The 23,719-nt window shown below is 68.4% G+C and carries 24 protein-coding genes; 7 read left to right on the top strand and 17 right to left on the bottom strand.

The window, feature by feature from the left end:
* Positions 1 to 11 precede the first annotated feature (11 nt).
* A complete protein-coding gene (locus tag J2X58_RS18485) occupies positions 12 to 890 on the top strand; it encodes an alpha/beta hydrolase (RefSeq protein ID WP_310050221.1) in 879 nt (292 codons plus the stop codon).
* Between the two features lie 53 nt (positions 891 to 943).
* On the top strand, positions 944 to 3,415 hold the full coding sequence (locus J2X58_RS18480) for an acyl-CoA dehydrogenase (RefSeq protein WP_310050220.1): 2,472 nt from the start codon (positions 944 to 946) through the stop codon (positions 3,413 to 3,415).
* 864 nt (positions 3,416 to 4,279) lie between these two features.
* On the opposite strand, the gene ptsP is transcribed toward J2X58_RS18480, so the two are convergent.
* The 12 genes from ptsP to J2X58_RS18420 all read right to left on the bottom strand — a co-directional run bounded on the left by ptsP (position 4,280) and on the right by J2X58_RS18420 (position 14,235).
* Positions 4,280 to 6,028, bottom strand: a complete 1,749-nt coding sequence (gene ptsP / locus J2X58_RS18475) for a phosphoenolpyruvate--protein phosphotransferase (RefSeq protein ID WP_310050219.1) — start codon at positions 6,026 to 6,028, stop codon at positions 4,280 to 4,282.
* Positions 6,029 to 6,060: 32 nt separating this feature from the next.
* Complete coding sequence (locus J2X58_RS18470) at positions 6,061 to 6,330, bottom strand: HPr family phosphocarrier protein (protein ID WP_090055112.1); 270 nt, start codon at positions 6,328 to 6,330, stop codon at positions 6,061 to 6,063.
* Positions 6,323 to 6,715 (bottom strand): PTS fructose IIA subunit family protein, encoded by a 393-nt coding sequence (locus J2X58_RS18465; RefSeq protein WP_090055111.1) that lies wholly within the window; start codon positions 6,713 to 6,715, stop codon positions 6,323 to 6,325. The genes J2X58_RS18470 and J2X58_RS18465 overlap by 8 nt, the downstream gene beginning before the upstream one ends.
* A 38-nt stretch (positions 6,716 to 6,753) precedes the next feature.
* Positions 6,754 to 7,650, bottom strand: a complete 897-nt coding sequence (gene rapZ, locus J2X58_RS18460) for an RNase adapter RapZ (protein ID WP_255364612.1) — start codon at positions 7,648 to 7,650, stop codon at positions 6,754 to 6,756.
* Positions 7,651 to 7,655: 5 nt separating this feature from the next.
* A complete protein-coding gene (hprK, locus tag J2X58_RS18455) occupies positions 7,656 to 8,606 on the bottom strand; it encodes an HPr(Ser) kinase/phosphatase (protein ID WP_090055109.1) in 951 nt (316 codons plus the stop codon).
* Positions 8,607 to 8,716: 110 nt separating this feature from the next.
* Positions 8,717 to 9,064, bottom strand: coding sequence for a ribosome-associated translation inhibitor RaiA (gene raiA, locus J2X58_RS18450; RefSeq protein ID WP_090055108.1), 348 nt, complete (start codon positions 9,062 to 9,064; stop codon positions 8,717 to 8,719).
* Positions 9,065 to 9,184: 120 nt separating this feature from the next.
* A complete protein-coding gene (locus J2X58_RS18445; protein ID WP_090180991.1) occupies positions 9,185 to 10,669 on the bottom strand; it encodes an RNA polymerase factor sigma-54 in 1,485 nt (494 codons plus the stop codon).
* Between the two features lie 99 nt (positions 10,670 to 10,768).
* Positions 10,769 to 11,488, bottom strand: a complete 720-nt coding sequence (lptB, locus tag J2X58_RS18440) for an LPS export ABC transporter ATP-binding protein (protein WP_090055103.1) — start codon at positions 11,486 to 11,488, stop codon at positions 10,769 to 10,771.
* A gap of 3 nt (positions 11,489 to 11,491) precedes the next feature.
* Positions 11,492 to 12,016 carry a lipopolysaccharide transport periplasmic protein LptA gene (lptA, locus tag J2X58_RS18435; RefSeq protein WP_310050216.1) on the bottom strand — a complete coding sequence of 175 codons (525 nt, stop codon included), beginning with the start codon at positions 12,014 to 12,016 and terminating at the stop codon, positions 11,492 to 11,494.
* Between the two features lie 13 nt (positions 12,017 to 12,029).
* On the bottom strand, positions 12,030 to 12,629 hold the full coding sequence (lptC, locus tag J2X58_RS18430; RefSeq protein WP_254779192.1) for an LPS export ABC transporter periplasmic protein LptC: 600 nt from the start codon (positions 12,627 to 12,629) through the stop codon (positions 12,030 to 12,032).
* Positions 12,626 to 13,174 (bottom strand): HAD-IIIA family hydrolase, encoded by a 549-nt coding sequence (locus J2X58_RS18425; RefSeq protein WP_090055100.1) that lies wholly within the window; start codon positions 13,172 to 13,174, stop codon positions 12,626 to 12,628. The genes lptC and J2X58_RS18425 overlap by 4 nt, the downstream gene beginning before the upstream one ends.
* A 53-nt stretch (positions 13,175 to 13,227) precedes the next feature.
* A complete protein-coding gene (locus tag J2X58_RS18420) occupies positions 13,228 to 14,235 on the bottom strand; it encodes a KpsF/GutQ family sugar-phosphate isomerase (protein ID WP_090055099.1) in 1,008 nt (335 codons plus the stop codon).
* Between the two features lie 173 nt (positions 14,236 to 14,408).
* Between J2X58_RS18420 and J2X58_RS18415 the strand changes: the two genes are divergently transcribed.
* Positions 14,409 to 14,648 carry a BolA/IbaG family iron-sulfur metabolism protein gene (locus tag J2X58_RS18415; protein ID WP_090055097.1) on the top strand — a complete coding sequence of 80 codons (240 nt, stop codon included), beginning with the start codon at positions 14,409 to 14,411 and terminating at the stop codon, positions 14,646 to 14,648.
* Between the two features lie 53 nt (positions 14,649 to 14,701).
* A complete protein-coding gene (gene murA, locus J2X58_RS18410; protein WP_090055095.1) occupies positions 14,702 to 15,961 on the top strand; it encodes a UDP-N-acetylglucosamine 1-carboxyvinyltransferase in 1,260 nt (419 codons plus the stop codon).
* 60 nt (positions 15,962 to 16,021) lie between these two features.
* Here murA and J2X58_RS18405 read toward each other — a convergent pair whose 3' ends face one another.
* From J2X58_RS18405 to purM, 3 genes are read right to left on the bottom strand one after another with little or no spacing between them, the layout of a single operon-like run.
* Positions 16,022 to 16,720, bottom strand: a complete 699-nt coding sequence (locus J2X58_RS18405) for a DUF3108 domain-containing protein (RefSeq protein ID WP_310050209.1) — start codon at positions 16,718 to 16,720, stop codon at positions 16,022 to 16,024.
* A gap of 56 nt (positions 16,721 to 16,776) precedes the next feature.
* The gene (gene purN, locus J2X58_RS18400; RefSeq protein ID WP_310050207.1) at positions 16,777 to 17,424 is read right to left on the bottom strand and encodes a phosphoribosylglycinamide formyltransferase; all 648 of its coding nucleotides are present in this window, start codon (positions 17,422 to 17,424) and stop codon (positions 16,777 to 16,779) included.
* A gap of 8 nt (positions 17,425 to 17,432) precedes the next feature.
* A complete protein-coding gene (gene purM / locus J2X58_RS18395; RefSeq protein ID WP_310050204.1) occupies positions 17,433 to 18,470 on the bottom strand; it encodes a phosphoribosylformylglycinamidine cyclo-ligase in 1,038 nt (345 codons plus the stop codon).
* Between the two features lie 144 nt (positions 18,471 to 18,614).
* Between purM and J2X58_RS18390 the strand changes: the two genes are divergently transcribed.
* The 3 genes from J2X58_RS18390 to hda all read left to right on the top strand — a co-directional run bounded on the left by J2X58_RS18390 (position 18,615) and on the right by hda (position 21,565).
* Complete coding sequence (locus tag J2X58_RS18390; RefSeq protein WP_310050201.1) at positions 18,615 to 19,601, top strand: DUF2066 domain-containing protein; 987 nt, start codon at positions 18,615 to 18,617, stop codon at positions 19,599 to 19,601.
* Positions 19,602 to 19,700: 99 nt separating this feature from the next.
* Positions 19,701 to 20,867 (top strand): AI-2E family transporter, encoded by a 1,167-nt coding sequence (locus J2X58_RS18385; protein WP_090180974.1) that lies wholly within the window; start codon positions 19,701 to 19,703, stop codon positions 20,865 to 20,867.
* Positions 20,864 to 21,565, top strand: a complete 702-nt coding sequence (hda, locus tag J2X58_RS18380) for a DnaA regulatory inactivator Hda (protein WP_090180971.1) — start codon at positions 20,864 to 20,866, stop codon at positions 21,563 to 21,565. Before J2X58_RS18385 ends, hda begins: the two co-directional genes overlap by 4 nt.
* A 13-nt stretch (positions 21,566 to 21,578) precedes the next feature.
* Here hda and J2X58_RS18375 read toward each other — a convergent pair whose 3' ends face one another.
* Positions 21,579 to 22,589, bottom strand: coding sequence for a metallophosphoesterase family protein (locus J2X58_RS18375; protein ID WP_310050197.1), 1,011 nt, complete (start codon positions 22,587 to 22,589; stop codon positions 21,579 to 21,581).
* Positions 22,590 to 22,848: 259 nt separating this feature from the next.
* The gene (locus tag J2X58_RS18370) at positions 22,849 to 23,652 is read right to left on the bottom strand and encodes an inositol monophosphatase family protein (RefSeq protein WP_090055084.1); all 804 of its coding nucleotides are present in this window, start codon (positions 23,650 to 23,652) and stop codon (positions 22,849 to 22,851) included.
* Positions 23,653 to 23,719: the final 67 nt, after the last annotated feature.

Here is a 23,719-nt window from a genome sequence, read left to right as displayed (position 1 = left end):
TACTCGGCCGTATGGTAGCCAATCCCGCCCACGTCGCATCTTCGGTCAGCCGGCTCGTCGCCGACGACGGGATCGTGCTCGCGACCCAGCGCTGGCAGGGCGAACGCTCGCCCGGCCTCGTCTTCGCGCACGGTTTCGGCCAGACGCGTCACGCCTGGCTGGGCGCCGCCCGGTCGCTCAACGCGCGGGGCTTCGACGCCACGACGTTCGATGCGCGCGGGCACGGCGAGAGTGAGCACGTGCCGCGCGGCGATTACCACATGGAACAGTTCGTGGCCGATCTGCTGCTCGTGGCGCACGACGCCACGCCGGCCGGCGGACGCGCGCCGGTGCTGGTCGGCGCGTCGATGGGAGGCCTGCTCGGTCTCGTCGCCGCCGGTGAGTCCGATCCGGCGCGTCCGCCGTTCTCGGCGCTGATCCTGGTCGACATCACGCCCCGGTGGGAAACCGCCGGCGTCGAACGTATCCTCGGTTTCATGCGCGCCCATCCCGACGGTTTCGCCGACTACGAGGAGGCCGCCTCCGCGATCGAGGCTTACCTTCCGCATCGTCGTGAACGGAAAACCGAGGCGCAGCTGAAGCCGCTGCTGCGCCAGGCTTCCGATGGCCGGCTGCGCTGGCACTGGGATCCCGCACTCCTCGACGGGGTGGTGCAGGAAAGCGAGCGCTACCAGCCGCGGCTGTTCGCGGCCGCCGCGCGCGTGCAGGTGCCGGTGCTGCTGCTCTCGGGAACGCGCAGCGACGTCGTCTCCAGCCACACCGTCGACGAATTCCTCCGCCTCGTGCCGCACGCGCATCACGTGGCACTGAACGACGCCACCCACATGGTGGCGGGCGACGCGAACGACGCGTTCACGCGCGAGATCGCCAGCTTCATGGAAACGATCTGATCCACCGCTCCACCTTCAACGACCGCAACGAACCACAGTAAGAGGTGATACCCATGTCTGCGATCCTGGTTGTACTGGCGGCGCTCATCGCCTCCGGTGCCTGCGCCTACCACCGCACGTCCCTGAAGACGTGGGCCATCGCGACGGCGGCGACGATCCTCGTCGTGGGCCTCCTCGCCGGCGCGCCGGTGACCACCGTCGTCCTGCTGATCCTTCTGGCGGTCGTCGCGGTGCCGCTCCTGATGGTCGACTTCCGCCGGAAGAAGATCAGCGCCCCGCTGCTGTCGATGTTCGCCAAGGTGACGCCGAAGCTGTCGGACACCGAGCAGACGGCGCTCGAGGCCGGCACGGTCGGTTTCGAGGGCGAGCTGTTCTCGGGCAAGCCGAACTGGTCGGTGCTGTTGCGCCAGCCGAAGCCCGAGCTCACGGTCGAAGAACAGGCCTTCCTCGACGGCCCCGTCGAAGAGCTCTGCGGCATGATCGACGACTGGCAGATCACGCATGAACTGGCGGACCTGCCGCCCAACGTCTGGGAGTTCATCAAGAAGAACAAGTTCTTCGGCATGATCATCCCGAAGAGCTACGGCGGTCTCGGCTTCTCGGCGCTGGCGCATTCCGCCGTGCTGCAGAAGCTCTCGAGCATGTCGCAGACGCTGGCATCCACGGTCGCCGTGCCGAACTCGCTCGGACCGGGCGAACTGCTCATGCACTACGGCTCCGACGAGCAGAAGAACCACTATCTTCCGCGCCTCGCCGACGGTCGCGAGATCCCGTGCTTCGCGCTCACCGGCCCCTACGCCGGCTCGGACGCCACGTCGATTCCCGATTTCGGCATCGTCACCAAGGGCATGTGGAACGGCGAGGAAACCGTCGGTATCCGCCTGACGTTCGACAAGCGCTACATCACGCTCGCGCCGGTCGCGACGATCGTCGGTCTCGCGTTCCGCATGTACGACCCGGACAAGCTGCTGGGCGACAAGGAAGACCTCGGCATCACGCTCGCGCTGCTCCCGCGCGAAACGCCGGGGATGCAGATCGGCCGTCGTCACTTCCCGCTCAACACGCCGTTCCAGAACGGCCCGGTGCATGCGAAGGACATGTTCGTTCCGTTGTCCGTGCTGATCGGCGGTCCGCACATGGCCGGCCAGGGCTGGCGCATGCTGGTCGAGTGCCTCTCGGTCGGCCGCGCGATCTCGCTGCCGTCCAATGCCACCGGCGCGTCGCGCATGGCGGTGGCCGCCACCGGCGCCTATGCGCGCATGCGCAAGCAGTTCGGCCTGGCCATCGGCCGCTTCGAAGGCGTGGAGGAAGCGCTCGCCCGCATCGGCGGCCTGACCTACGCCACGCAGGCACTGTCGCGCGCCACCGCCGCGGCGGTGGACCGCGGCGAGAAGCCGGCGGTGCCGTCGGCGATCGCCAAGTACCACGCCACGGAATGGTGCCGCCAGATCGCGTCCGACGCGATGGACGTCCACGGCGGCAAGGGCGTGATCCTCGGTCCCAAGAACTACATGGGCCGCGGCTGGCAGAGCGTGCCGATCGCCATCACGGTGGAAGGCGCGAACATCATGACCCGCAGCCTGATGATCTTCGGCCAGGGTGCGATCCGCTGCCATCCTTACGTGCTGAAGGAAATGCAGGCGCTGAACATCGCCGACTACCGCGAGCGCCTCAAGACGTTCGACAAGGCATTGTTCGGCCACATCGGCTTCGGCTTCTCCAACGCGGTGCGCAGCTTCGTGCTGGGCCTCACCGCCGCGAAGATCGGCGACACCGCCGGTGACGCCTACACGCGTCGCTACTACCGCAAGCTCAATCGTTACTCGGCCGCGCTCGCGCTGTGCGCCGACGTCTCGATGGGCGTGCTCGGCGGCAAGCTGAAGTTCAAGGAAAAGCTGTCGGCCCGCCTCGGCGACACGCTGTCGTACCTGTACATCGCCAGCGCGATGCTCAAGCGCTACGAGGACACCGGCCGTCCGGAAGCGGATCGTCCGCTGCTCGCCTGGGCGTTCCACGAGTGCGTGTGGAAGATGCAGATGGCGCTGGATGGCGTGATCCGTAACTTCCCGGTACGCCCGGTCGCCTGGCTGCTGCGCGCCCTGGTGTTCCCGTTCGGCCGTCGCGAAGTGCCGCCGTCGGATCGCCTGGGCCGCCGCGTCGCCGCGCTGATCACCGCGCCCAGCGAAGCCCGCGACCGCCTGACGAGCTGGACGTACATGACGCCCACGGCGAACAACACCGTCGGCCGCATGAACGCGATCCTGCCCGACGTGATCGCCGCCGAGCCGGTCGAGCGCAAGTTCCTCAAGGCGTTCAAGGGCGGTCAGCTCACCTCGCACACCTACAACGAGCAGCTCGCGGAAGCCGAGAAGCTGGGTGCGATCACCGCCGCGGAACGCGACCTGCTCCAGCGCGTCCGCGACGGCGTCGCCGAGTTCATCTCGGTCGACGACTTCGACAGCGAGGAGCTGCGCGCGAACGTGGTGAGCAACGCGGAGAAGATGGCCGCGGTACGCGCCGCCTGATCGACGCAGCAAAGTAACAGAAAGGGCCGCGAGCGATCGCGGCCCTTTTTTTTCGTGAGATCACCGTCACCCCGGCGCACGCCGGTGTCCACCGCCTCGGTGTCCGGTAGGACGTTGAGACTGCGCGGCAAAACCGACCGCCTCGCCGTGGATCCCGGTTTGCACCGGGATGACGGTGAGGGGGGGGGGGCCGAAGCTTCGCGAAAAGTCCTCACCGTCGCCCCGGCGCACGCCGGGGCCCACCGCCTCGGTTTGCGGGCCGAGCGTGGGCGCCGCATCGATGTGCGTGGCAGGGTGCGACTCCGCGTGTTGGAACCGTACCGCCTAAACCGACCGCCTCGCCGTGGATCCCGGTTTGCACCGGGATGACGGTGAGGGGGGCCGATCGTGTCGCGAGTGTGCCCGCTGCCGCGGGATCGCCGATACGATCGGCTCCCACCCCTGCTTCGAAGCGTCGGCGCTGCATCGATATGCGCGGCACGGCGCGGTCACTCGCCCTGGAACCGTACCGCGAAAACCGACCGCCTCGCCGTGGATCCCGGTCTGCACCGGGAGACGGTGAGAGGGGGGCCGAAGCTTCGCGAAAAGTCCTCACCGTCGCCCCGGCGCACGCCGGGGCCCACCGCCTCGGTTTGCGGGCCGAGCGTGGGCGCGGCATCGATGTGCGCGGCAGGGTGTCGGCCACGTGCCTTGAAACCGTACCGCCTAAACCGATCGCCTCGCCGTGGATCCCGGTTTGCACCGGGATGACGGTGACGGGTGCCGATCGTGTCGCGAGGTTGCCCGCTGCCGCGGGATCGCCGATACCATCGGCTCCCACCCAACTTCGAGGCTCCTGCGAGGGCGAATCCCTGCCCGACGCGGCTACAGGCAGTCCGTCTGCTCGGCGACCACCTCGAGCAACCGCGCCTCGACTTCATCGCGCGTATGCGCACGGAACAGCCTGGGCGCCGCGCGGCGCAGCGCCGTGCAGTCGAGCTTGGTGAGGCGGTCGCGGACCTGCAGGAGTTGTCCGGGGTGCATGCTGAATTCCTCCAGGCCCATGGCGAGGAGGAGGGCGGTGAACTGCGTGTCGCCGGCGATCTCGCCGCAGAGGCTGACCGCCTTCTTCGCGCGCCGGGCGCTCGCGATCACGTGGGCGATGAGGCGCAGGAACGCGGGTTGGAGCGGATCGTAGATGCCGTCGAGCGCATCGTTGTTGCGGTCGGCGGCGAGCACGTACTGCGCGAGGTCGTTCGTGCCGATGGCGAGGAAGTCGGCCTTGCTCAGGATGGAGGTGACGCCGATCGCCGCGGCGGGCACCTCGATCATGGCGCCGATCTCCAGCCGTTCGGGCAATTCCTGGCCGCGTTGCGTGAGGTCTTCGCGCGCTTTCTTGATCAGCGAGCGCACCTGGATCAGTTCGCCGACGTGCGTGATCATCGGGACGAGGATCCGCACGGGTCCGTAACAGGCGGCGCGCAGGATCGCGCGCAACTGCACGCTGAAGATGTCCGGGTAGCGCATCGAGAGGCGCACGCCACGCACGCCGAGGGCGGGGTTGTCCTCGCCGCGGATCGCGAGACCCGCGGCGTCGGCCTTGTCGGCGCCGAGGTCGAGCGTGCGGATGGTCACCGGCAGGCCGCCCATGCCGAGCACGACGTCGCGGTAGGCGGCGAACTGCTCGTCTTCCGAAGGCAAGCCGCGCTGACGGAGGAAAAGGAACTCCGAGCGGTACAGACCCACGCCATCGGCGCCGCGTGCGCGAGCCAGCGTGACGTCGCCCGCCAGTTCGGCGTTGGCGTAAAGCCGGATATGCGCGCCGTCGCGCGTGAGCGTCGGCGCGGTGGCCAGCGCGGCGAGGCGCCGGCCCTCGGCGGCCGCCTGGCGCTGCCACTGCCGGTAGCGCGCGAGGTCCTGCGCGGTCGGGTGGACGATGACCTCGCCGTGCTCGGCGTCGATGAGGACCAGGTCGTCGTCGTTGATGGTGGCGAGCGCGTCGCGCGTGCCGACGAGCATCGGCAGGTTGAAGCTGCGCGCGAGGATCGCGCTGTGCGAGTAGATGCTGCCGGCGCTGGCGATGACGCCGAGCATGCCCTGGCCGGCCATGCCGGCCATGTCGGCGGGCGCGACGGTGTCGCTGACGATGATTTCCCCGACGCGGGCCGCGAGCTTGCGTTCCTCGCGGCTCGACTGCTGGTTGAGCGCCGACATGACGCGGCCGATGACCTGGTCGATGTCCTCGCCGCGGCTCTTCAGGTACGGGTCGTTCATGGCGTCGAACACGGCCGCGAGGCGATCGCGCTGCATCTTCAGCGCCGCGCTGGCGGTGTAGTGGCCGATGGAGACCAGTTCGTCGAGGCCGCGGAGCAGTTCCTCGTCGTCGAGCAGGAGGCTGTGCGCGTCGATGAAGTCGCCGACCTCGCGGGCGAGGGCGCCGTGCAGCTTGCCGCGCAGCTCGTGGAGTTCGGTGCGCGCGGTGTCGATCGCCTTGTGCAGGCGCTCGATCTCGGGACCGATCTCGTCGTCCTCGAGCATCCGCGTGTCGACCGCCAGGAGGCTAGGCTGGACCAGTCGCGCCCGCCCGAGGGCCATGCCCCGGGAAGCCGGCGTGCCGGTCAGCACGATTCTCATGGATGCCTCATGCCGTGCGGATGCGTCATGCGTCAGGCGCCTTCGTCGAACTTGCGGTCGAACAGGTCGGCCACGGCCGCGATCGCGGCTTCTTCGTCCGCGCCCTCGGCGCGGATCGTGAGCGACGTGCCCATGCCGGCGGCGAGCATCATGACGCCCATGATGCTCTGGGCGTTCACCTCGCGGCCCTTGCTGAGGAGCCACACCGTGGATTTGAAACTCGCGACCAGCTGGACGAGCTTGGCCGACGCGCGCGCGTGCAGGCCGAGCCGGTTGGATACCGTGATTTCCCGTTCAAGCATGGTCGATGAATATCCCTCCGCGCCCGCCGCTGGCCGCGATCTCGGCCAGTTCGGACAGCGATTTTTCCGAGTAGTTGAGAACGCGCAGCAGCATCGGCAGGTTCAGCCCCGAGACGCAGCGCAGGTGCACGCCGAGCTCGCTGAGCGAGAGGCCGATGTTGCAGGGCGTGGCACCGTACAGGTCGGCGAGCACCAGCACGCCCTCGCCGTGATCGAGCTCGCGGGCGTGTTTCGCGGTAAGCATGCGCATGACGTCGGGGTCGGCGCTGGGCGGCACCTCGACGGCGTCGACGTCCAGCGGCAGCTTCGGCATCACGTGGCGCGCGGCCGAAATCAGCGCCTTGCCGACGGCTTCGTGGGTCATGAGGAGAACACCGACGGTCATCGCCCGGATACTCGTTGTGGCTTGGGGATGATCATCGGTCACTCGAGCTCGCGATGGAAGGTCAGGACGTTGCCGCGCTGCGAGCGGTAGTGCTGGGCGAGCTTCTCCACCAGGTAGACCGACCGGTGCCGGCCTCCGGTGCAGCCGATCGAGACGGTGACGTAGCTGCGGTCCTCGCCTTCGAAGCGGGGCAGCCAGGTGTCCAGCCAGCGGGCGACATCGGCGTAGTACTCGCCCACCAGCGGGTTCGCGTCGAGGAACTCGCGCACCGGCAGATCCTTGCCCGAGAAGGGCCGGAGCCGCGGCTCCCAGTGCGGATTGGGCAGGCAGCGGGCGTCGAAGACGAAGTCGGCGTCGGAGGGCAGGCCGCGACGGTAGGCGAACGATTCGAACAGCAGCGTGGTGCCGTCCGACGCGGCCGCGTAGCCCGTGGCGAACAGGCGGCGCAGCTGGTGGACGTTGAGGTCGGAGGAGTCGATGACCTTCTCGGCGATCGACACCAGCGGACGCAGCAGCTTGCGCTCCTGGGCGATGGAGTCGGCCAGCGAGAGCTTCTCCGCCGCGAGCGGGTGCCGCCGGCGGGTTTCGGAGTAGCGCTTGATCAGGACGTCGTCGCGGCTGTCGAGGAAGATCAGGTGCACGTGCACGCCGGCCGACGACAGCTCGGACAGCACGTGCGGCATGCGCGAGAGGTCGACCCGGCGGTTGCGCACGTCGACGCCGACCGCGATGCGGCGGCGGGGGCCGTGCTCGCCCTGGCTCACCGCGGCGACGAGCTGCGGGATGAGTTCCGCCGGCATGTTGTCGACGCAGTAGAACTCGAGGTCTTCCAGCGCGCGCAGCGCGACGGTCTTGCCGCCCCCGGACATGCCGGTGAGCACGACGAGGTGGATGCCGTCGGGGTCGACGATGGGGCTGATGAGTTCGTCGGTCACTCGGGTCACCACGGGGAGAACCGGCGCATCTGGTGCGCCTGGCGGTCGATGAAGGTCTGGGCGGGATCGATGCCCTTGCTCTTCAGCACATGGTTGCGCACGGCAGCCTCGACGAGGACGGCGAGGTTGCGTCCGGGCGCGACCGGAATCGTGATCATCGGCACGTCGACGTCGAGCACGTTGCGGCGGCTGACGTCGCCGGTGAGGCGCGTCATGGCGTCGTTCTCCTCGCCCTCGCGCATGGGCTTAAGGTGGACGACGAGCCGAAGGTACTTGGACGGCTTGACCGCGGTATGACCGAACATCTCGCGGATGTTCAGCACGCCGAGGCCACGCACTTCGAGCAGGTCCTGCAGCAGTTCCGGGCACGCGCCGTCGATGACGTCCGGTGCGATCAGCGTGAATTCGGTGGCGTCGTCCGCGACGAGTCGATGGCCGCGGCTGATCAGTTCCAGCGCGAGCTCGCTCTTGCCGGAACCCGGATCGCCGGTGATCAGCACGCCGATGGAGAACACCTCGAGGAACACGCCATGCAGCGTCGTGCGCGGCGCGAGCGTGCGGGCCAGGTGGTATTGCAGGTAGGTGAGCAGTTCATGCCCGCGCTTGGTGCTCTGCCACAGTGGCGTATCGGTTTCCTCGGCGACCTCGCGCAGGTCGGGCGGAATCGACTGGTCTTTCGTGACGATCAGCGCGGCCGGCTGGTAGGCGGCGATCTTGTGGATGGCTTCCCAGCGCTGCCGGGAGTCCAGGCCGTCGAGGTAGTTCAGCTCCTCGGTGCCGATGATCTGGACCTTGTTCGGATAGATCACGTTGAGGTAGCCGACCAGGGAGGGTCGCCGGCTCTGCTTGGCGTTGGGTTCGAGCACGCGCGCTTCGCCGCGCATGCCCGCCGCCCAGCGCAGGGCCATGCGCTCGTGTACGCCGTCGAAGAGTTGTCTGGCGGTCAGCCGGTCCACGGAATGGGTCCCTAGAAGGAAAAAAGCCGGCACGCGGGGCGTGCCGGCTTGCGCCTATTGTGCCATCAAGGGGCGGTCCGGAGGGCGGCGGGCGCCGCCATGGGACCGCGTCAGGTGGCCGCGCGGGCCTCGCGGACCTCGGCGTTGTGGTGATCTTTAAGCTTTTCCTTGTGCTTCTTCAGCTGGTCGGCGAGCTTGGCGATCATGGCGTCGATCGCGTTGTAGAGGGTGTCGCCTTTCTTGTCGTCGTCGAGCCGGGCGAGACCGTCGGCATGAAGCCGGGTGCCGGCGCAGTGGAGGGTGCCGCTGGCCTTGTGCTCGTTCTTGTCGACGGAAAGCACCACGTCGAGGGCCTTGATGTTGTCGAAAAGGCGTTCGAAGCGACCGATCTGCTGTTCCACGCGCTCACGCAGGGCGGGGGTGATCTGGATGTGCTGGCCGCTGATCTGGATTTGCATTGACGCCTCCTACTTGCTGAGGGTGCCGCCGTTCGGCGACGAGATCGGAACGACACGGTGCCGTTCCTCGAGCCTTGAAACGTTGGGACCGTTCTCCTGTGCCGAGGTTCCCGGTCACCGTCAATGGGCGCGGACGCGTTCGCTGGAACTGGGGATACGCATCGCTTCCCGGTACTTGGCTACCGTACGTCGGGCGACCTGAATGCCGCGTCGATGGAGTTCCTCCGCGAGCGCCTGGTCCGAGAGGGGGCGGCGCGCGTCTTCCGCCGTGATCAGTTTGCGCAGCATGGCCTGGATGGCGGTGGCGGACGCGCTGCCGCCGTCTTCCGTCGCCACGCCGCTGGAAAAGAAATGCTTGAGTTCGAACGTGCCGCGCGGCGTATGCATGTACTTGCGCGTGGTCACGCGGGATATGGTCGATTCGTGCATCCCGACCTCCTCGGCCACTTCGCGCAGCACCAGCGGATGCATGGCTTCGGGACCGTAGTCGAGGAAGGCGCTCTGCCGGCGCACGATCACGTCGGCCACCTTCTGCAACGTCTCGGCGCGCGACTGCAGGCTCTTCAGCAGCCAGCGGGCTTCCTGAAGCTGGCCTTTCATCCATGTCGCGTCGTCGCCGCGCGCGCGGGCGATGAGGTTGCAGTAATGCTGGTTGAGGCCGAGCCGCGGCTGGGCGTCGGGATTCAGGCTGACCTGCCAGCGCCCGTTCTCGCGGCGCGCGTAGACGTCGGGCGCGACGTACTCGACGGGCGTGGCGTCGAGGGCCGCGCCGGGCCTGGGATCGAGGCTGCGGATGAGGTTCGCCGCCGCGGCGACGTCGGCCTCGGGTGCCTTGAGCTTGCGGGCGATCTTCGTGCGGTCGTTGCGCGCGAGCAGTTCCAGTTCTTCGTTGACGATGCGGATCGCGAGCTCGCGATGCGGCGTGTCGAGCGAGAACTGCGACAGCTGGCAGTCGAGGCAGTCGCGCAGGTCGAGGCTGGCGATGCCCGTGGGATCGAAACGTTGCACGCGCTGGCGCACGGTTTCGATCTCAGCGGCACGTGCGCCGAGTTCCGCGGGCAGGGCGGCTTCCACCGCTTCGACACCGTCGCGCAGGTAGCCGTCTTCGTCGAGCGCATGGATGATCGCGGTCGCGATGGCGTGGTCGCGCGGCGAGAACTGCGAGAGGTTGAGCTGCCACTCCAGGTGCTGCTGCAGGCTCTCGGGCGCGGCGTTCTGCGGCTCGAAGCCGTCGTCGTCGACACCGCCAGCGCGCGACGGGGCGCCGGCATAGTCTCCGGCCTCGCCGTGGAACCGGTCGTCGTCCCAGTCGGGCGCGAGCTCTTCGGAAGGCGCCGCGGTGGATTCGTCGTCGTCCTTGGAGGCCTTCTTCGGGACCTCGTCGCGGGGCGGCGTGTAATCGGCGGCCTCGAAGCCCTCGTCGTCGGCCGCGTCCGCCTCGGATTCGGCATCTTCGGCGAACTCCAGCAACGGGTTGCTTTCCGCGATCTGGCGGAGTTCGGCCTCGAGCTCCAGCTGCGACAGCTGGAGCAGGCGGATGGCCTGCTGCAGCTGAGGTGTCAGCGTGAGCTGCTGGTTGAGGCGAAACTGAAGTCCGGGTTTCATGCCTGCGACGCGTGGGGTTCCCGATCCATCCTAACCCCTGTTGGCCCCCGCAAACCAGCGCCTCGGCGAGCTATTCCCAAGGTGGGGTAGGACGGGGCGTCAGATCCGGAACTCACGTCCCAGATACACTTCCCGAACCTTTTCGTCCGCGAGGATGTGCTGGGGCGTACCGCGGGAGAGGACTTCGCCGTCGTTGAGGATGTACGCGCGGTCGCAGATGCCGAGTGTTTCGCGGACGTTATGGTCCGTGATGAGCACGCCGATGCCGCGCTCCTTGAGATGGCGCACGATGCGCTGGATCTCGCCCACCGAGATCGGGTCGACGCCCGCGAAGGGTTCGTCGAGCAGCATGTAGCGCGGGCGGGCGGCCAGCGCGCGGGCGATTTCGACGCGACGCCGCTCGCCGCCGGAGAGACTGATGCCCTTCTGCTCGGCGATGTGCGAGATCTTCAGCTCGTCGAGCAGGCTTTCCAGCTCGTCTTCCCGCTGCTTCTGCGTCATGCCGTCGCGCAGCTCGAGTACGGCCAGGATGTTGTCGGCGACGCTGAGTCGACGGAACACCGAGGCCTCCTGCGGCAGGTAGCCGATGCCGAGCTTCGCGCGGGCGTGCATGGGCAGGCCGGTGATGTCCTGCTGGTCGAGCTTGATCTGGCCGGCGTCGGCCTGGATCAGGCCCACCACCATGTAGAAGCAGGTCGTCTTGCCGGCACCGTTCGGGCCGAGCAGGCCGACCACCTCGCCTTCGCGGATGGAGAACGCGAAATCGCGGACTACCTGGCGTGCGCGGAAGCGCTTCTGCAGGCCTTGGGCTGAAAGCATGGGTCAGGGCTTCTTCGTGTCGGACGCCGCGGGCTTCGCGGGTGCGGCCGCGGGCGTGGTGTTCTTGGGCTGGAAGGTCATGTGCACGGGGGCGCCGCTATTGCTTTCGCCCGTCATCGTGCTGTCCTTCGTGTTGTACGTGAGCTTGTCGCCATCGGCGGTGCCCTTGACCGGCTGGTCGATGTGCGCGTTGCCGGTGAGCACCGCGTAGTCCTCTTCGACCTTGTAATCGACGTTGTTAGCGCGGCCGTGCATCCAGTTGCCGTCGTCGTCCTGCTGCTGCATGGTCGCAGGGCCGCCGTCGACGATGACGCGCTTCACGGAGTTGTCGTCGTTGAGGTACACGGTGGCCTTGGCGCCCGTCACCTTGAGCGTGCCCTGCGTGATGATCACGTTGCCCGTGTAGATGACGATGCCCTGCGGCTGCTGCTTGCCGTCGAACGACTTGGCGTCCACCTGGACCTGGGCGTTGCGATCGGACTGCTTCGCCGCGACGGGCAGGGCGGCCAGCATCCCGGCGCCAAGCACGACGAGAAGGGCCTTAGCGCTTGCGCGGCTGATACGTGCTGTGGACTGCATCGAGGAGCTCCAGGTGCTTGCTGTCGAGATTGGCGCGCATGCCAACGCCATCCATTGTAGAGGTTCCCTGAACGATACGGGCCGCCTCGGCCGTCTCCAGGCGATTCTCCTTCGGCCAGGCGCTGACCTCGGAGGTGTCGATGCTGGCGGGGGGCGTCGTGCCGAAGGCGACGCGGTCCATGTGCACCTTGCCCTGCAGCTTGAGCATGCTGCCGTCCTTGTTGACCCACCCGTACTGCGAGTGGCCCGTCCAGGGCGGTGCGTTGGTCTCGTTGGTCGAGGGCAGCACGAAATCCGGCGCGTTGATGTACAGCGACTCGTCGCCTTCGCGGCGCTCGAGATGCGGCGCGGTGAGCGTGAAGGCCGCCTTGCCCTCCTCGTTGAACGAGTCGAGGTTGAAATTGGTGAGCACGTAGCCGGATCGCGGCGGCCCCACGAAATCCTGCACCTTCTTCTCGGGCGCCGTGGCGTAGTAGAGGAGCACGCTCGCGCCCAGCGCCACGGCGAGCATGCCCGCCACGCCCGTCGCGCTGCGGTCGCGGAAGAAATTCAGCACGCTCACAGCCAGCGGTCCCGCTCGGCTTCCGCCTTGCCCTGCGCCGCGAGGATCAGGTCGGATACTTCGCGCGCCGCGCCGTAGCCGCCCGTCAGTCGCGTGCGCCAGTGGGCGCGTTCGGCCACCCAGGGATGGGCGTTGGCGGTGGCCACGGCCAGGCCGGCGATGCCCATGGCGGGCAGGTCGGGGAGGTCGTCGCCCACGAACGCGGCCTGCTCGGGCGCGAGCTGCAGGGCGTCCAGCAGGCCGGTCAGGCAGGCGCGCTTGTCTTTCTGGCCCTGGTAGACGTGGGCGATGCCGAGTTCCTCGGCGCGCAGGGACACAGGGTGGCTGATGCGTGCCGTGATGATCGCGACCTTCACGCCGTTGCGCTCCAGCGCCTTCAGGCCGAGGCCGTCGTGGACGTGGAAGACCTTGGTCTCGCGGCCGTCCTCGCCGTACCAGAGGCGCCCGTCGGTCAGCGTGCCGTCGACGTCGAAGACGACCACGCGCACGCGCGCCGCGCGCTCGGCGACGTCGGCGGGAATCTCGGTGTAGTGGGTGTAGGCCATGGTTCGCTATGTGGGGACGAGGAGGCGCGTGGGGAACGCCTGGATGCCCGTCGTCAGACGACGCGGGCCCGGAGCAGGTCGTGGATGTTCAGGGCGCCGACGGCGCGGCCTTCCGCATCGACGACCAGCAGCGCGTTGATCTGGTGCTTCTCCATCAGCTGCGCGGCCTCGACGGCCAGCTTGTCCGAGCCGATGGTCTTCGGGCCGCGGGTCATCAGCTGGGCCACCGAGGCGCTGCGCAGGTCGACGCCATCGTCGTCGAGCGCGCGGCGAAGGTCGCCGTCGGTGAACACGCCAAGGAGGCGGTCGTCCTCGTCCACCACGGCGGTCATGCCCAGGCGCTTGCGCGACATCTCGACCAGGGCCTCGCTCAGCGTGGCGCCGAGGCGCACGCGGGGAACGTCGTCACCCGAATGCATGACGTCGGAAATGTGCAGCAGGAGGCGGCGGCCCAGGCTGCCGGCCGGATGCGAGCGCGCGAAGTCGTCGGAGGTGAAACCGCGCGCTTCCAGCAGCGCCACCGCCAGGGCGTCGCCCATCACCAGGGCGGCCGTCGTGCTCGCGGTGGGTGCGAGACCGTGCGGGCAGGCCTCGGAGGCCACGTTGGCGTCGAGGTTGAGATCGGCCTGCGTGGCCAGCGACGACTTCGGATTGCCCGTGATCGAGATCAGGGCGATGCCCTGGCGCTTGATCGCCGGCAGGATGTAGAGGAGCTCGTCCGTCTCGCCGGAATAGGAGATTCCGAGCAGGAGGTCGTCCGGCTGGATCATGCCGAGGTCGCCGTGGCTGGCTTCCCCCGGATGGACGAAGAACGACGGCGTGCCCGTCGACGCCAGCGTGGCGGCGATCTTCCGCGCGATGTGGCCCGACTTGCCCATGCCGGACACCACCACGCGGCCCTTGCAGGCCAGGATCATCTGGCAGGCCTGGACGAAGGCGGCGTCGACCCGCGCTTCGAGCGCCCGGATGGCCGCGGCCTCCGTCTTGATGACGGTGCGGGCGCTGCGGATGACGGTATCGGCATTCACGAGGCTGGCGGGCGGGGCTGTGCGTGCGTTCATGCGAGCTCGGTTCCGGGCGGGGGCTGTCCCTGGTCACCCGGGATGTCCATTTCTGCGACACCGGATTTCCATTACCATTACATATTCTCATTTTATCGTCGCTGGCATCGACGGGTGATTCAGGGACCGTTTCGGAACCCCGCCCCCGCCGCGACCCCCTTACCGGAGACTCCATGGACGCTGCGCGCATCCAGGCATTGATCGAAGCCGGCCTTCCCGGCGCGCAGGCGGACGTTCGCGGCGACGACGGCGTCCACTTCGAAGCGGAAGTGATCTCGGAACAGTTCGCCGGCAAGCTGCCGCTCGCCCGCCACCGCCTCGTCTACGCGACGCTCGGCGACCTCATGGGCGGCGCCATCCACGCCCTTGGCCTCAAGACCCTCACCCCCGAAGAAGCCGCCGGTCGCCGCTGAACACGCGCGCCGGGGCCTCCTCGTCCCGTCATTCCTTCCAAGGCACCCCTTCCATGGCCAAGATCCTTATCAGCGGCGGCCAGCCGCTCCACGGTGAGGTGAGCATTTCCGGCGCCAAGAACGCCGTGCTCCCGATCCTCGCGTCCTGCCTGCTCGCCGACGAACCGGTCAGCATCGGCAACGTGCCGCATCTGCACGACGTCACCACCTTCATCGAACTCCTCGGTCGCATGGGCGTCCGCGTCGTCCTCGACGACCGCATGAAGATGCACATCGACCCGCGCCCGGAGAATTCCTGCGTCGCGCCGTACGACCTGGTGCGCACCATGCGCGCCTCGATCCTCGTGCTCGGCCCGCTGGTCGCGCGCCACGGCAAGGCCGAAGTGTCGCTGCCCGGCGGCTGCGCCATCGGCTCGCGTCCCGTCGACCAGCACATCCGCGGCCTGCAGGCGCTCGGCGCCGAGATCACCGTGGAGAACGGCTTCATCAAGGCGCGCTCCGGCCGTCTGAAGGGTGCGCGGATCGTGATGGACATGGTCACCGTCACCGGTACCGAGAACATCCTGATGGCCGCCACGCTGGCGGAAGGCACCACGATCATCGAGAACGCCGCGCAGGAGCCCGAGGTCGTCGACCTCGCGCATTGCCTGATCGCGATGGGCGCGAAGATCGACGGCATCGGCACGTCCACGCTGATCGTCGAGGGCGTCGAGCGCCTGCATGGCGCGCATTACGAAGTGCTGCCCGACCGCATCGAGACCGGCACCTTCCTCGTCGGCGCCGCGATGACGGGTGGCAAGGTCCGCGCCCGCGGCGCGCGCGCGAACACCATGGACGCCGTGCTGCAGAAGCTCGAGGAATCCGGCGCGCACATCAGCACCGGTCCGGACTGGATCGAGCTGGACATGCAGGGTCGCCGTCCGAAGGCGGTGAATCTCGTCACCGCGCCGTACCCGGCGTTCCCGACCGACATGCAGGCGCAGTTCACGGCGCTCAACTGCGTCGCCGAAGGCGTCGGCGTGATCACCGAGACCGTGTTCGAGAACCGCTTCATGCACGCGCTGGAACTGCAGCGCCTGGGTGCCGACATCCGCCTCGAGGGCAATACCGCCATCATCACCGGCGTGCCGAAGATGAGCGGCGCACCGATCATGGCCACCGACCTGCGCGCGTCCGCGTGCCTGGTGCTCGCGGGCCTCGTCGCCGAAGGCGATACCACCGTCGATCGCGTGTACCACATCGATCGCGGCTACGAGAACATCGAGGAAAAACTCGGCGTTCTCGGCGCGATCATCCGGCGCCTGCCGAGCTGAGACGAAAAAAAGCCCGCTCGCGCGGGCTTTTTCTTGGGGCCTGTCGCCGAACCGCGCCGCTTACTTCCCGCTGTAGCTCACGAGTTCCAGCGTCAGGTCGCCGCCGTCGGTCTGGGCCAGCTTCACGGGCACCGGGTACTTCTTCGGAACATACCAGGCGGTGAAGCCGCGCTTCTCGTCCACGCGGTCGACGCGGACCGCGTTGAACGTGCCGGCCTCGACCTTGACCTGCTCGTTCGCCGCCGCCCTGAACTGCTGGTTCTCCACCGCCTGCTTCACCGCGACAGGCAGCGTGACGTCCTTCTGGCCGGCTCCGAGCGCCACGCCCAACGCGAGCGGAAGCGTGTTGCGATCGACCATGCCCGGCACCGACGCGTAGCTGTAGTTCTTCTTGTTGTCCTGCACCTGCACCGTGGCGCCCTGGACGGTGACCTCGCGCGTCTTCGGCTTGATCGCCTGCATGTCGTACCTGTAGCTGACCAGCTGCGGCACGTTGCCGGCCCAGCTGAAGCGCGAGGTCTCCGACACGCTGGCGCCGAGCATCGCCGCGATGCCTGCCGTGCCCTTGCTCTGGTTCGTGTATTCGAACTGGCCGTTGCCGGCGGGCTTGAGCTGGATCGTCGCGGTGCCGAGCGGGCTGCCGCCCTGGAGCACGTTGTAGGTGGCCGTGAAGGCCTGCGGCACGCTCGCGGCGAAGGCGGCGGCGGGCAGGGCGAGGGCCAGCGCGAAGCCGGCGCGAAGCAGGGTAGTGGTCTTCATGCCGTCGAGTTTAGCGACGGCGGCTGAACGGAAGGGAGGCCGCGACCTTCAGGCCGTCACAGGTCGGCGAGACGCAGGGGAGACGTCAACGCCTGCCCGTCGAACACCGGGCCACCGTGCCAGCGCAGGCGCCCCGACGCGATCGCCGCGACGACGGCGGGCAGGAGCCGGTGCTCCTCGACCAGCAGACGTTCCGCGAGATCGGCCTCGGTGTCGCCCGGGTGGACCGGGATGCGCGCCTGGGCCACCACCGGTCCGCCGTCCAGTTCGGCGGTCACGAAGTGCACGCTGGCGCCGTGTTCGGTGTCGCCGGCCTCGAGGCAGCGGCGGTGCGTGTGCAGCCCGCGGTACTTGGGCAGCAGCGACGGATGCACGTTGATCGCACGGCCTTCCCACGCGGCGACGACGGCCGCGTCGACGATGCGCATGTAGCCGGCCAGCACGAGGAGATCCGCGCCGCTGTCGGCGACCCGGCCGAACAGCGCCGCGTCGAAGTCGGCGCGGGTGGCGTAATCCTTCGGCGAGAGCGCGACGGTGGGGATGCCCGCGTCACGGGCGACCGCGAGCGCGCCGGCCTGCGCCTTGTCGCTGCCGGCCAGGGTGAATTCCACCGGCAGCCGGCCGGCGTCGCGCGCGGCGATGAGCGCGGCGAGGTTGCTGCCTCGCCCGGAGGCGAGCGCGGCGACGCGCAAAGGACGATCCATGGCCGCGATCAGGCGATGTGCACGCGCTCGCCACCCGTGGCGGCGACGACGGAACCGATCGTCCAGCTGGCGAGGCCGTGCGCGGCGAGCGCGGCCTTCGCGGCCTCGACCTGGTCCTGCGCCAGCAGCACCGTGAAGCCGATGCCGCAGTTGAACGTACGCCACATCTCCTCGCGGGCGACGTTGCCTTCGCGCTGCAGCCACTGGAACACGGGCGGCAGTTCCCAGCTCGACGCGTCGATCGACAGGCCGAGGCCTTCGGGCACGACGCGGATGATGTTCTCGGTGAGGCCGCCACCGGTGATGTGGGCCATGCCGTGGACGTCGACCTTGCCGATCAGTTCGAGCATCGGCTTCACGTAGATCGTCGTCGGCGCCATCAGCGCGTCGACCAGCTTCACGCCACCGACCTCCGTCTCCAGCGGCGAACCGGCGCGCTCGAGGATGCGACGGATCAGCGAGTAACCGTTCGAATGCGGACCCGAGGACGCGACGCCGAGGATGACGTCGCCGGCGACGATGGACGAGCCGTCGTTCATCGCGGACTTCTCGACCGCGCCGACGGTGAAGCCGGCCAGGTCGTACTCGCCCGGCGGATACATGTCCGGCATCTCGGCGGTCTCGCCGCCGATCAGGGCGCAGCCCGCCAGCTCGCAGCCGCGCGCGATGCCGCCGACGACCGCCGCGGCGGTGTCGACGTCGAGCTTGCCGGTCGCGAAGTAATCGAGGAAGAACAGCGGTTCGGCGCCCTGCACGAGCACGTCGTTGACGCACATGCCGACCAGGTCGATGCCGATCGTGTCGTGCCGGCCCAGCTGCTGGGCGAGCTTGAGCTTGGTGCCCACGCCGTCCGTGCCGGAGACCAGCACCGGCTCCCTGTAACGGCCGGAAAGGTCGAACAGGCCGCCGAAGCCGCCCAGTCCACCCATCACCTCGGGCCGGAACGTCCGCTTGACCAGCGGCTTGATGCGCTCGACGAGGGCATTGCCGGCATCGATGTCGACGCCAGCGTCGCGGTAGGTGAGGGAGCCCTGGTCGGAGGACATAAGCGGTACCGGCGCGTATTGGAAACCGCGCATGATAGCAGCAAGCGGCCCGCGGGCCCGCGGGCCCGCCTGCACGCGGTCTGGATGGACGCCATGGCAAGGTTTGGGCAGACTGCCCCTCTTGACGAAAGCGACGCCGAACCCATGCGCCCATTCCGCCTCATCGCCTCCCTGATGCTCCTCGTGATGGCCAGCCTCGGCACCGCCATCGCGCAGACGTCCATCTACACGGTGACGGTACCGGTCGCGGACACCAGCGCCGCCGTGCGCGACCAGGCGTTCGCCACGGGCCTGACCCAGGTGCTGGCACGGGCCTCGAACGGCGCGGACCCGCGCGGCAAGCCCGGTTACGCGGATGCGATGAAGCAGCCCGGCGGCCTCGTCCAGCAATACCAGTACGCCCGGACGAACGGCGCCAACGGCGCGCCGCTCAGCCTCGACATCGTGTTCGATCCGGGCGCCATCCGCCGGGTGCTGGCCGTCGGTGACGCCGCGGCCGCCGCGCCCAAGGCGCCGGTGCTGGTCGTCGCCCGCGACGCGTCGGGCAAGCTGCTCGGACAGCAGGATATCTCTCCGCTCGCCCAGATGGCCGATTCGCGCGGCTACACGATCGTCGTGCCGAAGGACGGCCATGCGCCGGACGCGAACGCGCTCGCCAGCGGCGACCCCGGCGCGGTCGCGACCGTCGCCCGTCAGTACAACACCGGCGTCATCCTCGTCGGCCGCATCGGCGACGACCAGACCGACTGGACGCTCGTCTCGGCCGGCAAGACCTCCAGCTGGAAGGACAGCGGCGAGGCACGCGCGGCCCTGCTGACCAATGGCGCCAACGCCATGGCCGACAAGCTCGACCGCCAGTTCGCGGCGACCCAGGGCGGCAGTTCCAGTGGCAAGGTCTGGGTGTCCGGCCTGCGCTCGGCGGCCGACTACGCGGGTCTCCTCTCGACCTTCGGCAACGACCCGGCCGTGAAGACCGTGGCTCCGGTCGGCGCCACGGCCGACGGCGTCCTGCTCGCGGTCAGCGCCAACGCGCCGCTGGCGCGACTGGTCGCAGGCTATGCGTCCGGCGGCCATATCCTTGCCGCCGACGGCCACGACGGCGCCGACCTCGCGGTCCGCTGGGTGCCCTGATCCCGCTCGATTCGCCCAAACGGGGGGCGATCCGCGACAATCGCATCACCCGCGCACAGGGACCATGGGCGCGGGCCTTCACGCCGAAACTGGACTCGCATGACTCACGACACCTCGCGCCGCTGGCAGATGCTCGCGATCGCCGCCGTCATCATCTTCGTGATCTGGCTGCTTGCGCCGGTCCTGATGCCGTTCGCGCTCGCCGCGATGCTGGCCTACCTGGGCGATCCGCTGGCCGACCGCCTGCAGCGCCTCGGCATGGGCCGGACCTGGGCGGTGAGCATCGTGTTCACCGTGATCACGCTGGTCTTCATCGGCGTGGTCCTCCTGCTGATCCCGCTGATCCAGCACCAGTTCGAAAGCCTTTCGGAAAACCTGCCGCGCTACGTCGACTGGGTGCGCAACACCGCGCTGCCCTGGATCCAGACGCGCCTGCGCCTCGATCCGAACGTGTTCGACACCGACCGCCTGCTCGCCACCGTCAAGGAACACATCGGCTCGGTCGGCAGCATCGCCGCGAAGACGGTCGCCAAGGTCACGCAGTCGGGCATGGGCATCGTCACCTGGCTGACGAACGCCGTCCTGATCCCCGTGGTCGCGTTCTACCTGCTGCGCGACTGGGACACGATGATCGCGCACATCCAGCGCCTGCTGCCGCGTTCCATCGAACCGACGGTGGTGCGCCTCTCGCGCGAGTCGGACCAGGTGCTCGGCGCCTTCGTCCGCGGCCAGCTGCTGGTCATGCTGGCGCTGGGCGTCTTCTACGGCCTCGGCCTCACGCTGGTCGGCATCTCGATCGGTCCGCTGATCGGCATGGTGGCCGGCCTGCTCAGCTTCGTCCCGTACCTCGGCTTCATGATCGGCTTCGTCGCCGCGCTGATCGCCGCGCTCGTGCAGTACGGCGACTGGATGCACGTGATCCTCGTCGCGGTCGTCTTCACCGTCGGGCAGCTGCTGGAAGGCTACGTGCTGGTGCCGCGCCTCGTCGGCGGCAAGATCGGCCTGCATCCGGTGGCCGTGATCTTCGCCGTCCTGGCGGGCGGTCACCTGTTCGGTTTCCTCGGCGTGCTGCTGGCGCTGCCGGCCGCCTCGGTCGTGGTCGTGCTGCTGCGCTACGTCTTCACCCGCTACCGCGAGAGCGACCTCTACACCGGCACGCCGGCGGGCGCCGTCGACGACGATGCGATTCCCGTCGAGGTCGACGTCGAGGTGCACGTCGGCACGGGCGGTACGCGTCCGGTGCTGCCCGACGACCGCGTCCCATGACGACACAGCTTCCCCTCGCGCTGCGCTGGCCCCGCCGCCAGCGGTTCGAGCATTTCCATCCGGGCGAGAACGCCGCGGCCGTCGACGCGCTGCGCGCGGCCGCCGAGGACGCCGCGGCGCCATGGGTGTTCGTGGCCGGCCCGGTCGGCAGTGGACGCACGCACCTCCTCATCGCCGCATGCCAGGCGGCGATCGACGCCGGCCGGACGGCCCAGTACCTGCCGCTGGCGGGATTGCGCGGCTCGCGCGCGGCGGCGGTCCGCGGCATGGCCGGAAGCGATGTGCTGGCGATCGACGACATCGACTCGATCGCCGGCGAGGCCGATGCCGAGCACGCGCTGTTCGACACCTTCAATCGCTACCGCGCTGAAGGCTGCACGCTGCTGTTCTCGGCTTCCGGCGCACCCGTGTCGCTGGACATCGCGTTGCCCGATCTCCGTTCGCGGCTCGGTTCGCTGACGCAGGCGGTGCTCAAGCCGCTGGGCGATGCGGAGCGGCGCGACGTGCTGCGCGAACAGGCCGGCGCGCGTGGCATCGAACTCGACGACGTCGTGCTCGACTGGCTCTTCGCCCACCACGCGCGCGACCTCGGCACGCTGCTCGATCTGCTCGACACGCTGGACCGCGCCTCGCTCGCCGCGCAGCGGCGCGTCACCGTGCCGTTCCTGCGCAACCTGCTGAAGGAACGGCACGATTGAGCCGATGAGCTCGTCAGCCGCCCCGACGGGTCGACAGCGACTCGATGAGTGTCTTCTTCGACGGATCGTTGTCCCGCACGCCGTAGATGCGTAGTTCGCGCGTGTCGGTGTCGTGTTCGACGATCAGATAGGTACGCTGCGACGCCGAACCGCTCAGGTAGATCGGCGTACCGCCAATGGTGCCGTAGCGCCCATGGTAGTGATGCAGGTGGCCCGCGAAGATCGCCGTGACGCCATGCGTCGACATCGCCCGTGCGAAGTCGGGACCGAGGTGGGTGTCCTGATGCATGTGGACGATGGCGAACTCATGTTCTGGCCGCGGAAGATGGGTCGAGAGAATGTGGTTCATCCACGGCAGCGAACGCGTGATCCGGTACTCCTGCGTGCGCAGGTTGTACAGGCTCGAGAAGGAGGCTTCGTAATCGGGATGGTTGTTGAGCTGGAACTGCAGCGCACCCTCGAAGCCCTTGCCCGTGAACGCATAGGCCAGGCTACCGCTATGCGTATCGCTGAGCGCGCCCTGGTCGGTCGTCCAGTCGAACGACAAGCGTGTGCGCTTTCGCCGAACATGCCTCGCGGTGTCTTCGATGCTGTCGCGCGCGCAGCCATTGTTGTAGCAGCCGTTGCCGTCGGGCTGGCGGATGTTGTTCTGATAATCGTGATTGCCGAGGCCGAGGTGGACGTTGTCGCCCAGGATGCCGAGCAATTCGTCCATCTTCGTTCGCTGCCAGCCATGGCCATAGGCGGTGAGGTCGCCGTTGACGATCACCGGAATGTCCTCGCCCGGCCTGGCCGCGCGATAAGCCGCGATACTCTCGTACTGCTCGCGAATCAGACGCTCGGAGCGACGGTTGCGCTCCTCGTCGTTCTCCGGCAAGCCGGCGTCGGTTCGCTCGGTCCAGGGGTATTGCGGATCGGACGTGACGATCATGGTCTGCACGCGGGCGTGTGCCGTCACGGCGCCGAAGGTCAGGGCGGAGGCGAGGGCGGCCAGGGCGAGTCGCCTGGAAGTGGGATGGGGCATGGGAATTCCTTGGGGAGGGGACAGCAGCGCCTCGTTGCGAGGAGCTGCCGTCATCCTAGGAATCGGATGCCGCAGGCGGGACAGCGGATACCCACGCCGCGTCGGGAACAGGGATGACGCAGCGTGCCGAAAGTGATTAGCGGTGACGGCGTGCGGGTCGATAGGGCAGGCGACGACGGTCAGCGTGTCGTCTTTAGCCTGATCGCGGTAAGCCTATGCCCAGGAGGCGGCGCGGAATGCGCCGCCCCGTCATCGTGGCTTAGGCCTGCAGCAGGCGCGCGGTCGCGTTGGCGCCAATGACCTGCGTCATGGCGGCGGCGACCTTGTGGTTCGCGGCGATGATGTTGCCGTTCTCGGGCAGGCCCTCGCGGCCGGCGAAATCGCCGTAGACGCCACCGGCCTCGCGGACGAGGAGGGCGCCCGCGGCGATGTCCCACACGTTGAGGCCCGGCTCGAAGAAGCCGTCGACGCGGCCCGCGGCGACATAGGCGAGGTCGAGCGCGGCCGAACCCATGCGACGGATGTCCTCGGCTTCCTTCAGCAGTTCGGCCGTCATGGCCAGCTGGGCCTCGAGGTGGTTGCGCGCGCGGTACGGATAACCGGTGGCGATCAGCGCGCCGGAAAGGCCCTCGCGCTTGCTCACGCGGATGCGGCGATCGTTGAGGTAGGCGCCGTCGCCCTTGCTGGCGGTGAAGAGTTCGTCGCGCAGGGGATCGAACACCACGCCATAGACCGGCTCGCCCTTCTCGACCAGCGCGATGGACACGCAGAAATGCGGAATGCCGCGCAGGTAGTTGTGGGTGCCGTCGAGCGGATCGATCACCCAGGTGAGCGGACCCTTGCCGATCTGGCCGGATTCCTCGCCGACGATGGCATGGGTGGGATAGGCGCGGCGGAGTTCCTTGACGATCTCGGCTTCGGCGAGGCGATCGACCTCGGAGGCGAAGTCCATCCGCTGCTTCTCGACGACCGTGAGGCCTTCGATGCGATTCATGTAACGCAGGATGATGTTTCCTGCGGAGCGCGCGGCGCGCGCCGCGACGTTGACGGCGGGTCTTGGCATGGGGATCGGCTTGGCAAAAGAACGGGGGAGGCGGTCGTGCCGCATCGGCCGGGAAGTTTAACACCGC

The organism is Luteibacter sp. 3190 (genome assembly GCF_031456385.1).
Taxonomy (GTDB): Bacteria; Pseudomonadota; Gammaproteobacteria; order Xanthomonadales; family Rhodanobacteraceae; genus Luteibacter.
This window is presented reverse-complemented; position numbering and strand designations above follow the sequence as displayed.

Excerpts from the sequence above, each read along its gene's own strand:
- J2X58_RS18415 (WP_090055097.1), top strand. The coding sequence starts at position 14,409 with ATGGACGCTGCGCGCATCCAGGCATTGATCGAAGCCGGCCTTCCCGGC.
- J2X58_RS18375 (WP_310050197.1), bottom strand. The coding sequence starts at position 22,589 with ATGCCCCATCCCACTTCCAGGCGACTCGCCCTGGCCGCCCTCGCCTCC.
- J2X58_RS18405 (WP_310050209.1), bottom strand. The coding sequence starts at position 16,720 with ATGAAGACCACTACCCTGCTTCGCGCCGGCTTCGCGCTGGCCCTCGCC.
- J2X58_RS18480 (WP_310050220.1), top strand. The coding sequence starts at position 944 with ATGTCTGCGATCCTGGTTGTACTGGCGGCGCTCATCGCCTCCGGTGCC.
- lptB (WP_090055103.1), bottom strand. The coding sequence starts at position 11,488 with ATGCTTTCAGCCCAAGGCCTGCAGAAGCGCTTCCGCGCACGCCAGGTA.
- hda (WP_090180971.1), top strand. The coding sequence starts at position 20,864 with ATGACGACACAGCTTCCCCTCGCGCTGCGCTGGCCCCGCCGCCAGCGG.
- purN (WP_310050207.1), bottom strand. The coding sequence starts at position 17,424 with ATGGATCGTCCTTTGCGCGTCGCCGCGCTCGCCTCCGGGCGAGGCAGC.
- J2X58_RS18470 (WP_090055112.1), bottom strand. The coding sequence starts at position 6,330 with ATGCTTGAACGGGAAATCACGGTATCCAACCGGCTCGGCCTGCACGCG.
- J2X58_RS18485 (WP_310050221.1), top strand. The coding sequence starts at position 12 with ATGGTAGCCAATCCCGCCCACGTCGCATCTTCGGTCAGCCGGCTCGTC.
- J2X58_RS18420 (WP_090055099.1), bottom strand. The coding sequence starts at position 14,235 with ATGAACGCACGCACAGCCCCGCCCGCCAGCCTCGTGAATGCCGATACC.
- purM (WP_310050204.1), bottom strand. The coding sequence starts at position 18,470 with ATGTCCTCCGACCAGGGCTCCCTCACCTACCGCGACGCTGGCGTCGAC.
- J2X58_RS18390 (WP_310050201.1), top strand. The coding sequence starts at position 18,615 with ATGCGCCCATTCCGCCTCATCGCCTCCCTGATGCTCCTCGTGATGGCC.
- J2X58_RS18425 (WP_090055100.1), bottom strand. The coding sequence starts at position 13,174 with ATGGCCTACACCCACTACACCGAGATTCCCGCCGACGTCGCCGAGCGC.
- J2X58_RS18465 (WP_090055111.1), bottom strand. The coding sequence starts at position 6,715 with ATGACCGTCGGTGTTCTCCTCATGACCCACGAAGCCGTCGGCAAGGCG.
- J2X58_RS18370 (WP_090055084.1), bottom strand. The coding sequence starts at position 23,652 with ATGCCAAGACCCGCCGTCAACGTCGCGGCGCGCGCCGCGCGCTCCGCA.
- murA (WP_090055095.1), top strand. The coding sequence starts at position 14,702 with ATGGCCAAGATCCTTATCAGCGGCGGCCAGCCGCTCCACGGTGAGGTG.
- J2X58_RS18385 (WP_090180974.1), top strand. The coding sequence starts at position 19,701 with ATGACTCACGACACCTCGCGCCGCTGGCAGATGCTCGCGATCGCCGCC.
- ptsP (WP_310050219.1), bottom strand. The coding sequence starts at position 6,028 with ATGAGAATCGTGCTGACCGGCACGCCGGCTTCCCGGGGCATGGCCCTC.
- J2X58_RS18445 (WP_090180991.1), bottom strand. The coding sequence starts at position 10,669 with ATGAAACCCGGACTTCAGTTTCGCCTCAACCAGCAGCTCACGCTGACA.
- raiA (WP_090055108.1), bottom strand. The coding sequence starts at position 9,064 with ATGCAAATCCAGATCAGCGGCCAGCACATCCAGATCACCCCCGCCCTG.